Annotated in this window: 12 protein-coding genes; 11 read left to right on the top strand and 1 reads right to left on the bottom strand. The window is 61.2% G+C overall.

Going from position 1 to position 13,442, the window contains the following annotated elements; translation table 11 throughout:
* Window positions 1-7: 7 nt before the first annotated feature.
* Window positions 8-712: a transcriptional regulator NanR gene (locus FHT84_RS02885; RefSeq protein ID WP_112344977.1), complete on the bottom strand. Its 705-nt coding sequence runs from the start codon at window positions 710-712 to the stop codon at window positions 8-10.
* A 185-nt stretch (window positions 713-897) separates the two neighbouring features.
* Between FHT84_RS02885 and oiaX the strand changes: the two genes are divergently transcribed.
* The 11 genes from oiaX to dhaL all read left to right on the top strand — a co-directional run bounded on the left by oiaX (window position 898) and on the right by dhaL (window position 13,403).
* Window positions 898-2,157 (top strand): 3-oxo-isoapionate-4-phosphate decarboxylase OiaX, encoded by a 1,260-nt coding sequence (gene oiaX / locus FHT84_RS02880; protein ID WP_112344976.1) that lies wholly within the window; start codon window positions 898-900, stop codon window positions 2,155-2,157.
* Between the two features lie 23 nt (window positions 2,158-2,180).
* Entirely contained in the window at window positions 2,181-3,515 is a 1,335-nt protein-coding gene (locus FHT84_RS02875) for a four-carbon acid sugar kinase family protein (RefSeq protein ID WP_112344975.1), read from the top strand.
* Window positions 3,516-3,604: 89 nt separating this feature from the next.
* Window positions 3,605-4,432, top strand: coding sequence for a phosphogluconate dehydrogenase C-terminal domain-containing protein (locus FHT84_RS02870; protein ID WP_112344974.1), 828 nt, complete (start codon window positions 3,605-3,607; stop codon window positions 4,430-4,432).
* A 79-nt stretch (window positions 4,433-4,511) separates the two neighbouring features.
* Window positions 4,512-5,453 (top strand): D-ribose ABC transporter substrate-binding protein, encoded by a 942-nt coding sequence (locus tag FHT84_RS02865; RefSeq protein WP_095436537.1) that lies wholly within the window; start codon window positions 4,512-4,514, stop codon window positions 5,451-5,453.
* Window positions 5,454-5,525: 72 nt separating this feature from the next.
* Window positions 5,526-6,170 carry a DUF2291 domain-containing protein gene (locus FHT84_RS02860; protein WP_112344973.1) on the top strand — a complete coding sequence of 215 codons (645 nt, stop codon included), beginning with the start codon at window positions 5,526-5,528 and terminating at the stop codon, window positions 6,168-6,170.
* A complete protein-coding gene (locus tag FHT84_RS02855; RefSeq protein ID WP_112344972.1) occupies window positions 6,167-7,720 on the top strand; it encodes a sugar ABC transporter ATP-binding protein in 1,554 nt (517 codons plus the stop codon). Before FHT84_RS02860 ends, FHT84_RS02855 begins: the two co-directional genes overlap by 4 nt.
* Complete coding sequence (locus tag FHT84_RS02850; protein ID WP_112344971.1) at window positions 7,717-8,781, top strand: ABC transporter permease; 1,065 nt, start codon at window positions 7,717-7,719, stop codon at window positions 8,779-8,781. Before FHT84_RS02855 ends, FHT84_RS02850 begins: the two co-directional genes overlap by 4 nt.
* Before the next feature lies 1 nt (window position 8,782).
* Entirely contained in the window at window positions 8,783-9,817 is a 1,035-nt protein-coding gene (locus FHT84_RS02845) for a Gfo/Idh/MocA family oxidoreductase (RefSeq protein ID WP_112344970.1), read from the top strand.
* Window positions 9,814-11,691: a hypothetical protein gene (locus tag FHT84_RS02840; protein ID WP_112344969.1), complete on the top strand. Its 1,878-nt coding sequence runs from the start codon at window positions 9,814-9,816 to the stop codon at window positions 11,689-11,691. Before FHT84_RS02845 ends, FHT84_RS02840 begins: the two co-directional genes overlap by 4 nt.
* 57 nt (window positions 11,692-11,748) lie before the next feature.
* The gene (locus FHT84_RS02835; RefSeq protein ID WP_112344968.1) at window positions 11,749-12,765 is read left to right on the top strand and encodes a dihydroxyacetone kinase subunit DhaK; all 1,017 of its coding nucleotides are present in this window, start codon (window positions 11,749-11,751) and stop codon (window positions 12,763-12,765) included.
* Complete coding sequence (gene dhaL / locus FHT84_RS02830) at window positions 12,765-13,403, top strand: dihydroxyacetone kinase subunit DhaL (RefSeq protein ID WP_112344967.1); 639 nt, start codon at window positions 12,765-12,767, stop codon at window positions 13,401-13,403. The genes FHT84_RS02835 and dhaL overlap by 1 nt, the downstream gene beginning before the upstream one ends.
* Window positions 13,404-13,442 lie beyond the last annotated feature (39 nt).

Genomic DNA, 13,442 nt, shown 5'->3' with positions numbered 1-13,442 from the left:
GCGAAGATCACTTCGTATAGAGCGCGCGCGACCTTTCAAGATGCTTGAGCATCGCCTGCTCTGCTCCGTCGGCATCGTTCTCCGCCATGCGCGCGAGGATCTCCTCGTGCTCGACCAGCGTGAACTTTTCCTTGCCGGTCCAGATCAGCATGTCGGTATGATAGGCCTTCAGCCATGCCAGCATGGCCTCGCTCACAGCGGCGAAAATCGGATTGCCGGAAATCTGGGCAATGCGCGTGTGGAACTGCATGTCGGCCGAAATGAACTCCTCGGCATCCCCCAGGGAAGCGCGTTGACGTTCGATAATGTCGTAAAGATCGGCGATATCTTTTTCGGTTGCGCGCTGCGCCGCTTCGCGCGCCATGCCGCGCTCGAAGAAGATGCGCGCGCTCTTCAAATGTTCGAGCGAGTCGGACGATTGCGAGAGCATGATCTTGGCGGTCAGGTCGACTTGCCGGAAGATCGACTTCGCCGTGAGCTGGAGCACCTTGGCACGCTCGCCGTGCGAGATATTCACCAACCCCATATTGGCGAGCGCCTGCATGGCTTCGCGAATCGCCGGCCGGCCGACGCCGAAACGCTCCATAAGGACTCGTTCGGACGGCATCTCGTCGCCAGGTTTGAGTTCTCCCGATGTGATCAACCGTTCCAGCCGCTCGAATACCTCATCGGACAGCTTTCGACGTACAATTTGTTCAACAGGCTGACCCATGGACCCCCGCTTTCCCAAAACCTTTTCTCCCTTATGCATTTTCGATTGCCGCGGCGGAAGCCCATACGAAACATGTTGTCGACTGCCGGGCAAAAAAATCGTTGCAGAAGTTGGAATACTCATTATACCAGATCACCAGTTTGCGCCACGTGAAAATCGTCGGCGAGAGGAGCATTCAGTCGCTTATGACCATCACCGTTACCTACCGTATCGAAACGCCTGGCAGCATCGAAGCGATGGCCCGCAAGATCGCCAGCGATCAATCGACCGGCACTTTCGTCGCGGTCCCCGGCGAAACGGAAGAACTCAAGGCGCGCGTTGCCGCGCGCCTCAGCGCGATTCGCCCGCTTGCCGATGCGGAGCATCCGACCTGGCCGGAAGTCGCGGAAGGACATGGCCCGATCCGTCGGGCCGATGTCGATATCGCCTTCCCGCTGGATGCGATCGGCACCGATCTTGCGGCGCTGATGACGATCGCGATCGGCGGCGTCTTCTCGATCAAGGGCATGACCGGCATCCGCATCGTCGACATGAAGCTGCCGGAGGCCTTTCGCGATGCACATCCCGGGCCGCAATTCGGTGTTGCCGGCAGCTTGCGCCTGACCGGCGTCAGCGGCCGCCCGATCATCGGCACGATCGTCAAGCCCGCGCTCGGCCTTCGGCCAAAGGAAACGGCCGCGCTTGTCGGCGAGCTGATCGGCTCGGGCGTCGATTTCATCAAGGATGACGAGAAGCTCATGAGCCCGGCCTATTCGCCGCTGAAAGAGCGCGTCGAAGCCATCATGCCCCTTATCCTCGATCACGAGCAGAAGACGGGCAAGAAGGTCATGTATGCCTTCGGCATTTCGCATGCCGATCCCGACGAGATGATGCGCAACCACGATCTGGTGCTGAAGGCCGGCGGCAATTGCGCCGTCGTCAACATCAATTCCATCGGCTTCGGTGGCATGAGCTTCCTGCGCAAGCGCTCCGGGCTGGTGCTGCATGCGCATCGCAATGGCTGGGATGTGCTGACCCGCCATCCCGGTGCCGGCATGGATTTTAGGGTTTACCAGCAATTCTGGCGCCTGCTCGGCGTTGACCAGTTCCAGATCAACGGCATCAGGGTCAAATATTGGGAACCGGACGACAGCTTCGTCGAGTCCTTCAAGGCAATTCGCACGCCGCTTTTCGGCCCATCCGACTGTCCGCTCCCCGTTGCCGGCTCCGGTCAATGGGGCGGCCAGGCGCCGGAAACCTACCAGCGCACCGGCCGGACGACCGACCTTCTCTATCTCTGCGGCGGCGGCATCGTCAGCCATCCCTTCGGACCGGCGGCCGGCGTTCGCGCCATCCAGCAGGCCTGGCAGGCGGCGGTTTCGGACATACCGCTTGCCGACTATGCGAGGAATCATCCGGAGCTTGCCGCCTCGATCACAAAATTCAGTGACGGCAAGGACGCCTAACAGCAATGTCCAGTCTTCCAGCAATGTCCAACCTTCTCCTCAGCTATTATGGCGATGACTTCACCGGCTCCACCGACGTCATGGAGGCGCTTGCCTCGAACGGCGTGCCGACTGCTCTCTTCCTCGACATTCCGAGCGAAGCCATGCTGGAACGGTTCAGGGATTGCCGCGCCATCGGCATTGCCGGCACCAGCCGAAGCGAAACGCCGCAATGGATGGATGAGCATCTGACATCCGCATTCGAATGGTTGAAGGGCCTCGATGCCGCCATATGCCACTACAAGGTCTGCTCGACCTTCGATTCCAGCCCCGGGATCGGCAATATCGGTAAGGCGATCGAGATCGGCAAAGCGCTCTTTGCACAACCCGTCGTGCCCGTTGTGATCGGAGCGCCGCAGCTGAAACGCTACACCGCCTTCGGTCATCTTTTCGCGGCCTATCAGGGCCAGGTCTTCCGCATCGACCGGCACCCGGTCATGAGCCGGCATCCCGTTACGCCAATGGATGAGGCCGATCTCACCTTGCATCTGGGCAAGCAGACGCCCCTCCCCGTCAGCCTCGCGGACCTCGTCATGATGCGGGCAGCCGATGCCGACGTGCGGCTAGATGCGCTGACGAGAGGCAAGGATGGTATCCTGCTTCTCGATGTCGACAGCCCGGAAACCCAGGCTGCTGCAGGACATCAGCTGTGGCGCCTCGCAGGCAAGGGCAATGCTTTTGTCGCAGGCTCATCCGGTGTCGAATATGCCCTTCTCAATGCCTGGCGCAACGAAGGTTTGATCGGAGAGAAGCCGAAGTTTGCTCCTCCCGGCAAGGTCGACCGCCTCGCGGTCGTCTCCGGCAGCGTATCGCCGACGACCGAACGGCAAATCCGCCGCGCCACGGCCGATGGTTTTGACGGCATCGATCTCGATCCCTTGGCGCTTGTCGGCGAAAATGGCGAGCGTGCTCTGGACGCAGCCGTCGCCGCGGGCGTGGCCAGCCTCAAGGCCGGCCGCAGCGTCATTCTTCATACGGCGCTCGGCCCGTCCGCCGACCGTGGCGGCGATATCGACCGCATTCCCGGCGCCCGGCATCGTCTCGGCCAAGCTCTCGGCACGATCCTGCGACGTCTGATCGAACAGGAAAATCTCGGTCGCGCCGTCATTGCCGGCGGCGATACTTCGAGCCATGCCCTGAAGGAATTGCGCGTCGAGGCCCTGACGACACGTCTCCCATTACCGCAAACGCCAGGCTCGCCGCTTTGCACGGCCCATGGCAGCTATGCGCCCACCAACGGCCTGCAGATCGCACTGAAGGGCGGGCAGGTCGGCACCGACGATTACTTCGCGCAGATCCGCGACGGCCGAGCATCTTAGCTGTGCATTCTCGGCAAGGTCATTGGCATGCTCATTGACTCATCATACCACTTGCGATACCACACATTGAAAGTGAACGAGGTACCAACATGACTGCAATTGCTCTTTTCGGCGCCGGCGGCAAAATGGGCTACCGGCTCGCCAAGAACCTGAAAGGCTCGCGCTTCGATGTGCGCCATGTCGAGGTCAGCGATGCCGGCAAGGCCCGACTGAAGAATGACCTTTCCATCGATTGCGTCCCTGTCGACGCCGCGCTGGATGGCGCGGACGTCGTGATCCTTGCAGTACCGGATACCGCGATCGGCAAGGTTGCCGCCGGCATCGTCGACAAGCTGAAACCCGGCACGATGGTCGTCGCGCTCGACGCCGCCGCCCCCTTTGCAGGCCATCTGCCGCAGCGCGAAGACCTCACTTATTTCGTCACCCATCCCTGCCATCCGCCGATCTTCAACGACGAGACCGACATGCAGGCCAAGAAGGACCATTTCGGCGGCCTCTTTGCCAAGCAGCATATCGTTTCGGCGCTGATGCAGGGTCCGGAAAGTGCCTATTCTCTCGGCGAGGAAATCGCCAAGGTCATCTGGGCGCCCGTCATGCGCTCGCATCGCGTCACCGTCGAGCAGATGGCGATGCTGGAACCGGGTCTTTCGGAAACGGTTTGCGCCTCGCTGCTCGTCGTCATGCGCCAGGCCATGGATGAGTGCGTTGCCCGCGGCGTCCCGGCGGAAGCCGCCCGCGACTTCCTGCTGGGCCACATGAACGTGCTCGGCGCCGTCATCTTCAAGGAAGTCGACGGCGTGTTCTCCGATGCCTGCAACAAGGCGATCGAATTCGGCATTCCTGCCCTCATGCGCGACGACTGGAAGAAAGTTTTCGAGCCGCAGGAGATCGCAGAAAGCATCCGTCGCATCACCTGATCGACGTCCCCGGGAGGGCAATGCCCTCCCCTTGCTGCCCTGCCGGGAACAGGGCCTGTTTCATAACTGGGAGGAGACCATGAAACTGACACGCAGACTGACACTTGCAGCCTTTACCGCCGCACTGGCGCTGGGGACGGCGATGCCGGCTTTCGCGGCCGATCTGATCGCCATCATCACGCCGGCCTTCGACAATCCATTCTTCAAGGCAGAGGCCGTCGGCGCCGAGGCCAAGGCGAAGGAACTGGGCTACGAGACGCTCGTCATGACGCATGACGACGATGCCAACAAGCAATCGGAAGTCATCGACACGGCGATCGGGCGTGGCGCCAAAGCTATTATTCTCGACAATGCCGGCGCGGATGCGACGGTCGCTGCACTGAAGAAGGCCAAGGATGCGGGCATCCCCTCCTTCCTCATCGACCGCGAAATCAACGTGACCGGCATCGCGGTCGCCCAGATCGTTTCCAACAACTACCAGGGCGCCCAGCTCGGCGCGCAGGAGTTCGTCAAGCTGATGGGCGAGAAGGGCAATTATGCCGAACTCGTCGGCCGCGAAGCCGATACCAATGCCGGCATCCGCTCGCAGGGTTATCACGACGTCATCGACGACTATCCGGATCTGAAGCTGGTTGCCAAGCAGTCGGCGAACTGGAGCCAGACCGAGGCCTATGCCAAGATGGAAACCATCCTGCAGGCAAATCCTGATATCAAGGGCGTAATCTCGGGCAACGATACCATGGCGATGGGCGCGATTGCCGCTCTGCAGGCCGCCGGCCGCAAGGACGTGATCGTCGTCGGCTTCGACGGGTCGAACGATGTGCGCGACTCCATCAAGGCGGGCGGCATCAAGGCGACGGTCATGCAGCCAGCTTACGCCCAGGCCCAGAAGGCGGTCGAACAGGCCGACGCCTATATCAAGAACAAGACGGCACCGAAGGATGAGAAGCAATTGATGGATTGCGTCCTCATCAATGCCGACAATGCCGACAAGCTTGAGACCTTCGCGCTGAAGAACTGATGCCACTAGGTTGGAGAGCGCGGGAAACTCGCGCTCTCCCGATGTCTTTCCTGCGAGATCGAGGTGTATTGCATGTTGAGGACCAGAGGCGCGCTCGTGGCCCTTGTTTTGGCCGCGGCATTGCCCGGCTGCAAGATTATCAAGACGCCGACGCCCGAGGAGAAAGCCGCGGCGGCAGCAAAGAGTGCCTTCGATCCCGCGGCAAAGGTCGATGCCATCTGGCAATCTCAGGTGCTGCCGAGCATGGAGAAGCGCGCGGGCGACATCAAGACGGTGTTGCAGGCCATAGCCGCTAATCCGGACGATGCCGGCGCGAAATACGGAAATCCGCGAAAGCAGGCTTCATCACCCTGGACCTATGCCGTCAAATTGAGCGGCAAGATCGTCGCTGCCGATACCGCCTCCCGTGCGGGCACCCTCGACGTCGATGTGGATGGCGACGGCGAGGCGGATGCGAAGGTGCAGATCGGTCCGGCCATCCGAGGCACGGCGCTGCGCGACGCGCTGGATTTCCTGGACTTCAACGAATTCAGGAACCAGATCGAATGGGCTCAATTCGGCAAGGCCTTCAATGAGAAGGCAAACTCATCTTTTCTGGCAGCACTGCCTCGCAACGAGCTGATTGGAAAGACGATCACGGTGACCGGCGCGTTTCCACTGCCCCCATCCGGCCAGCTTCCCCTGATCACCCCTTCAGCCCTGACATTGGGGCAATGACCATGAGCGAAACGCCGAGCAACGACATCATCCTGCGCCTAGAGGACGTTTCCAAGGTCTATTCCGGCATCGTCGCCGTCAGGCACGCTAACCTCGAGCTGCACCGCGGCGCGGTCAATGTGCTTGTCGGCGAAAACGGCGCCGGAAAATCTACCTTGATGAAGATCATCGCCGGGGTCGAACGGCCGACCTTGGGCCGCATCCTGCTCGAAGGCGAGGAAGTCTCCTTCAGCAGCCCGGCCGACGCGCAGGCGCGCGGCATCGGCATGATCTTCCAGGAGCTCAATCTCTTTGCCAACATGACGGTGGCCGAAAACATCTTTACCACGCGTGAAATCACCCGCGGCATCTTCGGTATCGACCACAAGGCGCAGATCGCCAGGGCCAACGCGTTTCTGGATCGGCTCGATGCCGGCATAGGCGCCGAAACCATGGTGGAGGACCTTCCGATCGGGCAGCAGCAGCTCGTCGAGATCGCCAAGGCCATCTCGCTCGATGCCCGCATTCTGATCATGGATGAGCCGACATCGGCGCTATCTGCCGCGGAAGTCGATATTCTGTTCAAGGTCATTGCGGAGCTGAAGGCTCAAGGCGTCGCGATCGTCTACATCTCGCACCGGCTGGAAGAACTGATGCGCATCGGCGACTACATCACCGTGCTGCGTGACGGGCAGATCACCGGTCAGGCCATGGTTCGCGATATCGATACGAAATGGATCGTCCGCTCGATGATCGGATCGGACGCCAAGGACTTCGCCAGGGACGGAGGCCATGCGATCGGCAAGGAAGCCTTCCGTGCCGAGGAGATCAGCCTGCCGCGACGCACCGGCGGCCTTGCCGTCGATCATGTCTCGCTGTCGGTGCGCGCCGGCGAAATCCTCGGCATCTACGGCCTGATGGGTGCCGGGCGCAGCGAATTCTTCGAATGCGTGATGGGCCGGCATATGCATTCGACCGGGCGGATCTACATCGATGGGGTCGAGGTTCGCGCACGCGACACCACCAGGCGCATCCGGCACGGTCTGGCGCTGATCCCCGAGGATCGGCAGCGCGAAGGGCTGGTGCAGGTCCTGTCCATCGCCAGCAATTTGACGCTTGCGAGCCTCGGCCGCTTCGCCCGGCTGTTTTTCCATATCGATCCGGGTGCCGAAAAGACTGCCATCCGCGACATGATCCGCGATCTCTCGATCAAGGCGCCCAATCCGGATTTCGAGGTAACCTCCATGTCCGGCGGCAACCAGCAGAAGGTCGTCATCGGCAAGGCGCTGATGACCGACCCGAAGGTGCTTTTGATGGACGAGCCGAGCCGCGGCATCGATGTCGGCGCCAAGGCCGACGTCTTCCGCACCATGCGCAGGCTCGCCGGCAAGGGTCTCGCAATCTTGTTTTCAACCTCCGACCTTGAAGAGGTCATGGCACTTTCGGACCGCATCGCAGTGCTCAGCAACGGCAAGCTCGTGACCGTTCTCGACCGAAGCGAAGCGACGGAAGAGGCCATCATCGCGGCATCCGCCAAGGGACACGGACATACAGGGAAACTCGCGTCATGACCGCAGATACGTCTTCCAGCCTTGCGGCCGATCGCTCGAACGGCTCCGTTCTCCTGACGCTGATGAAGCTCAGGACCTTCATCGCGCTATTTGCCGTCGTCATCTTCTTTGCGATCTTCGCACCGAACTTCACCTCGACCGCCAACATCATCCTGATGTCCAAGCACGTCGCACTCAACGCCTTTCTCGCCATGGGCATGACCTTCGTGATCGTCACCGGCGGGATCGATCTATCGGTCGGCTCGATCGTCGGCCTTTGCGGCATGGTGGCAGGCGCCCTCATCCTGAATGGCGTCGAACTGCCGATCGGCTATACCGTCTACTTCAACATCTACGAGATCATCCTCATCACACTGGCCGTCGGCCTGGGGATTGGGCTGATCAACGGCCTGCTCATCACCAAGCTCAACGTCGCGCCCTTCATCGCCACGCTCGGAACGCTCTATATCGCCCGCGGCCTCGCACTCTTGTCGTCCGACGGGCAGACCTTCCCGAACCTGGTGGGCCGGCCGGAATACGATACCACGGGCTTCGACGTCTTCGGCGCTGGCCGTATGCTCGGCCTTCCCGTCTCCATCTGGATCCTGATCGTGTTGGCGCTACTCGCCGCCTACGTCGCCCGCTCGACGCCGATTGGCCGGCACATCTTCGCCGTCGGCGGAAACGAGCGCGCCGCGCGCATGTCCGGCATCCGCGTCGATGTGGTCAAGATCTTCGTCTATATGTTCTCGGGGCTCTGCGCGGCCATCGTCGGTATCGTCATTTCGTCGGAACTGATGGCGGCGCATCCGGCGACCGGCGAAAGCTTCGAGCTGAACGCGATCGCGGCAGCGGTGCTCGGCGGCACCTCCATGTCGGGCGGCCGCGGCACCATAGGCGGCACGATCATCGGCGCCTTCGTCATCGGCATCCTTTCTGACGGCCTCGTGATGATGGGCGTCTCATCCTTCTGGCAGATGGTGATCAAGGGATTTGTCATCATCATCGCTGTTGTCGTGGATCAGGCGCAACGGCGTCTCCAGCAGCGCGTAACTCTCATGCAAATGGCAAAGGCAGGCTGAAATGGCAGAACTCAAGGGCGCATTGATCGGTTGCGGCTTTTTCGCGATCAATCAGATGCACGCGTGGCAAGACGTCGAAGGCGCCAGCATCGTCGCGATCTGCGACCGCGACCCGGAGCGGCTGAAACTCGTCGGCGACCAGTTCCGCATCGAACGCCGCTACACGGACGCGGCCGCCATGTTCGCCGATGGGGGCTTCGATTTCGTCGACATCGCAACGACGGTGCAAAGCCATCGCGCCCTAGTGGAGATGTCCGCCTCTTACAAGATCCCTGCAATCTGCCAAAAGCCCTTCGCAAAGACGTTGAGTGATGCCAAAGCCATGGTCGCGGCCTGCGCTGCGGCCGGCGTGCCGCTTATGGTGCATGAGAACTTCCGCTGGCAGACGCCCATTCAGGCCGTCAAGCATGCCCTCCAGTCCGGTGCGATCGGCGAACCCTTCTGGGGGCGTTTCTCCTTCCGCTCCGGCTACGACGTGTTTTCGGGCCAACCTTATCTCGCCGAAGGCGAACGGTTCATCATCGAGGATCTCGGCATCCATACGCTCGACATCGCCCGCTTTATCCTCGGCGACGTTTCTTCACTGACGGCCCGCACCAAGCGGGTCAATCCGAAGATCAAGGGTGAGGATGTCGCAACCATCCTGCTCGACCATGAGAACGGCGCGACGTCGCTCGTCGATGTCAGCTATGCCTCCAAGCTTGCGACCGAGCCCTTCCCGGAGACGCTGATCGAACTCGACGGCACGCGAGGCACCATTCGCCTCTCGCAAGGCTATTGCCTCGAGGTCAACGGCCCCGATGGCGTGAGCATCACGGATGCGTCGCCGCGGCTTCTGCCTTGGGCTTCGCGCCCTTGGCACAACATCCAGGAGAGCGTGCTCGCAATTCAGCAGCATTGGACCGATCGCCTTGCCGACGGAGGCGAAACCTCGACGTCGGGCGCTGACAATCTCAAGACCCTGGCGCTGGTCGAAGCCGCCTATGAGAGCGCCGCCAACGGGAAATCCGTCGATATCGGAGCGATGCTGCGATGAAGAGCGAGATCGATCTGTTCCAGCTTTACGGCACGCGCGAGCTCGAAACGCCGCCGGTCCGACTGACAGCGGGCAGGCTTGACGTCGACTTCAAGGACGGCAATCTCCGGGCTATCCGCTATGATGGCGTCGAGGTTCTGCGGGCCGTTTCCTATCTGATCCGCGATCGCGATTGGGGCACCTATGCACCTGATATCGACGATCTGCGGATCAATCAGCATCAGGATGGCTTTTTCGTCAGCTATGTTGCGCGTTGTGCCGGCCCTGAAAATACCGAACTTGTGATCGACGTGCGGATAGCAGCTGAAGCCGATGAAGCCCTGACCTTCGAAGCAATAGCGCTCTCGATGACCGGCTTCGAAACCAACCGCTGCGGCTTCTGCATCCTGCACCCGATCGTGGGGCACGCCGGCACGCCGGTATCGGTCGAGCATGTCGACGGCAGCAGAGAAAACACGCATTTTCCCGATCTTATCGAACCCTGGCAGCCCTTCAAGGATATGCGGGCGATTACGCATGGCGTGATGGCGAACGTAACAGCCGAATGCCGGATGGAAGGCGACACCTTCGAGATGGAAGATCAGCGCAACTGGTCCGATGCTTCCTACAAGACCTATGTTCGCCCGCTTGCACTGCCCTGGCCCTATCGAATTCCAGCCGGCGAGCCGATGCGGCAGCGTATCGTTCTGACCATCGGGAATAAGCGGCGTTCGCCACCCTCTTTTTCCCATACTTCGGATGCAGCGATCACCCTAAGCCCGGGAACAAAATCCGGTGCCATGCCGTCCATCGGTCTTGTCGTTACACCCGAGGAAGCGGACGCAACTCGGGCTGCGCGCAACCGGCTGGCTGAAATCGGACCGCAAGAACTGTTGTTTCACTTCGATCCGAATGCCGGCCATGGCGCTGATGCCTTCAAACGCTTCGCAGCCGTCACCGCACTCCATGCCGGCAAGTCGACGCTGGAAATCGCATTGCCCTGCCGCCAGGCACCGCTTGTCGAAGCACAGCAAATAGCAGACTGGATGCGGGCAGCCGGCTTCAAACCCGATGCCATCATGGTCTCTCCTTCGGTCGACCGGCAATCGACGCCGCCGGGCAGCAAATGGCCCGAGTGCCCTCCTCTTGAGGAAGTCTATGCCGCCGCGCACGCCGCCTTTCCCGATGTGCGTATCGGCGGCGGCATGCTGAGCTATTTCACCGAGCTCAATCGCAAACGTGGGCCAGCCGACACTCTCGATTTCATTACGCATTGCACCAATCCCATCGTGCATGCGGCTGACGATCTGAGCGTCATGCAGACGCTGGAAGCGCTGCCATTCATCACGCGTTCCGTACGCGCCATTTACGGCGACAAATCCTATCGCATCGGCCCATCGACCATACCGATGCGGCAGAACCCCTATGGCAGCAGGACAATGGACAATCCCCGCGGCGGCCGTATCGCAATGGCCAACACCGATCCGCGGCACAATGCCCGTTTTGGAGAAGCCTTTGCGCTGGGTTACGCTGCCCGTGTCCTCGATGCCGGACTGGAATGCCTGACGCTTTCGGCACTGACAGGATCTTTCGGCCTGATCGCTGGAGAGAACGAGCCATCGGCGGCAGGCACTAAACGACCGCTGTTCAATACGGTCGCGGCGCTATCCCGCCTCGCCGGCCAGCCATGGCACGAGTGCCTGTCGTCCGATCCGAGCGCGGTACTCAGCTTCATCACGGTACGATCCGGCGGATCGCGGTCGCTCCATCTGGTCAATATCACACCCATTCCGCAACGGGTGGAGCTGGAGACATTCCAGCTGAAGGAACAGACTGAAAGCAAGAGGCTCTTGCTTGATGCCTATAGCACAGTTTCGGCAGCCTTGATGGATTGACCTTCAATCGGAGACGCGCATGTTAGTCCCAACGATCGCAATGATTTGGAGGACTGCGTGAAGACGAAGAAGCTGATCAACGAAGGCGCGGCCGCCGTGGATGAAATGCTGGCCGGGATACTCGCAGCCCATCCGCGCCATCTCCGCGCCGTTGAAGGATCGCCGCGCTCGATCGTGGCGAACCATGGTCCGCGAGATGGTAAGGTCGGCCTGGTCATCGGCGGCGGCTCCGGACACGAGCCGACATTTCTCGGCTTCGTCGGCAAGGGACTGGCCGATGCCGCCGCCATCGGCAATGTCTTCGCCTCGCCGCCGCCCGATCCTATCATCGAATGTGCCAGGGCTGTCGATGGCGGCGCCGGCGTGCTGTTCATGTATGGCAATTACGCAGGCGACGTCATGAATTTCGACATGGCGACGGAAATGCTTGCCATGGACGATATCGAGGCGCGTACCGTGCTGACGACGGATGACATCGCGTCTGCACCGGTCGATCAGAAGGAGCGCCGTCGCGGGGTTGCCGGCAACGTCTTCATCTTCAAGGCTGCGGGTGCCGCATGCGACCTGATGTACGGTTTCGACGATGTCGAACGGGTGGCACGCTGGGCGAATGAGCGCACCTATACGATGGGCGTCGCACTCTCGCCCTGCTCTCTGCCGCAGACGCGCAAACCGAATTTCGAGATCGGCGCCGACGAGATGGAGATCGGCATGGGCATCCATGGCGAGCCCGGCGTCGCACGCGGGCCGATGCGGTCTGCGGACGAGGTGACGAGCGAACTCGTCGGCAAGATTCTCGATGAGATGAAGCCGGCACGCGGTGACCGGGTTGCCGTGCTCGTCAACTCCTTGGGCTCCACACCGCTGATGGAACTCTACATCATGATGCGCAAGGTCAAGGCCATGCTCGACGATGCAGGCGTCGTCATTCACTTGTCGCTGGTCGGCAATTACTGCACGTCGCTGGAAATGGCTGGAGCCTCCATCACCCTCATCCATCTCGATGACGAATTGCAGCGACTGATCGATCACCCCTGTGATTGCGCCATGTTCCGCTCCGGCGAGGTTTTGTAATGACAACGGTTACAACGGAGGATCTGAAATCGCTTTTCGTGCGGATCGCCGAAGCGATGGCCCGCGAGAGGGATCGTCTCTGCGAACTGGACGGCGTGATCGGCGACGCTGACCACGGCATCGCCATGGAGCTCGGCTTTACCGCCGCCGCCAAGGCGGTTTCGGAGCTGGATTCATCGACATCCGAGCCGACGCTGGTCTTCAACACGGCGGCGAAGTCCTTCCTCAACGCCGTGGGTGCCTCGTCCGGACCGCTCTATGCGACCGCCCTGATGCGCGCAGGCGCGGTCGCCAAGGGAAAGTCGTCATTGAGCGACGACGATATGGTCGAGATATTTTCTGCCTTTGCCAAGGGCATTCAGGATCGGGGCAAGGCAGAGGTCGGCGAAAAGACCATGGTGGATGCCTGGGCACCCGCCGCCACCGCCTGCCGCGCGGCCAGGGATCGAGGGCTTTTGCTTGCCGACTGCTTGGCCGCCGCCCTTGAAACCGGCGAAGCGGGCGCGGAAGGAACCAAAAATATGATCGCGGCAAAGGGCCGCTCGTCGCGCCTCGGCGATCGGGCCTTGGGACACATCGATCCCGGCGCGGCTTCGGCCGTGGTCGTCATCGCCTGCTTCCGCGACCACTTCATGTGATACCGCTGATAAGCTCATCATACCAGTTGACATGTTGAC

The organism is Rhizobium sp. BK289, assembly GCF_014193575.1.
GTDB classification, from domain to species: domain Bacteria; phylum Pseudomonadota; class Alphaproteobacteria; order Rhizobiales; family Rhizobiaceae; genus Rhizobium; species Rhizobium tropici_C.
This window is presented reverse-complemented; position numbering and strand designations above follow the sequence as displayed.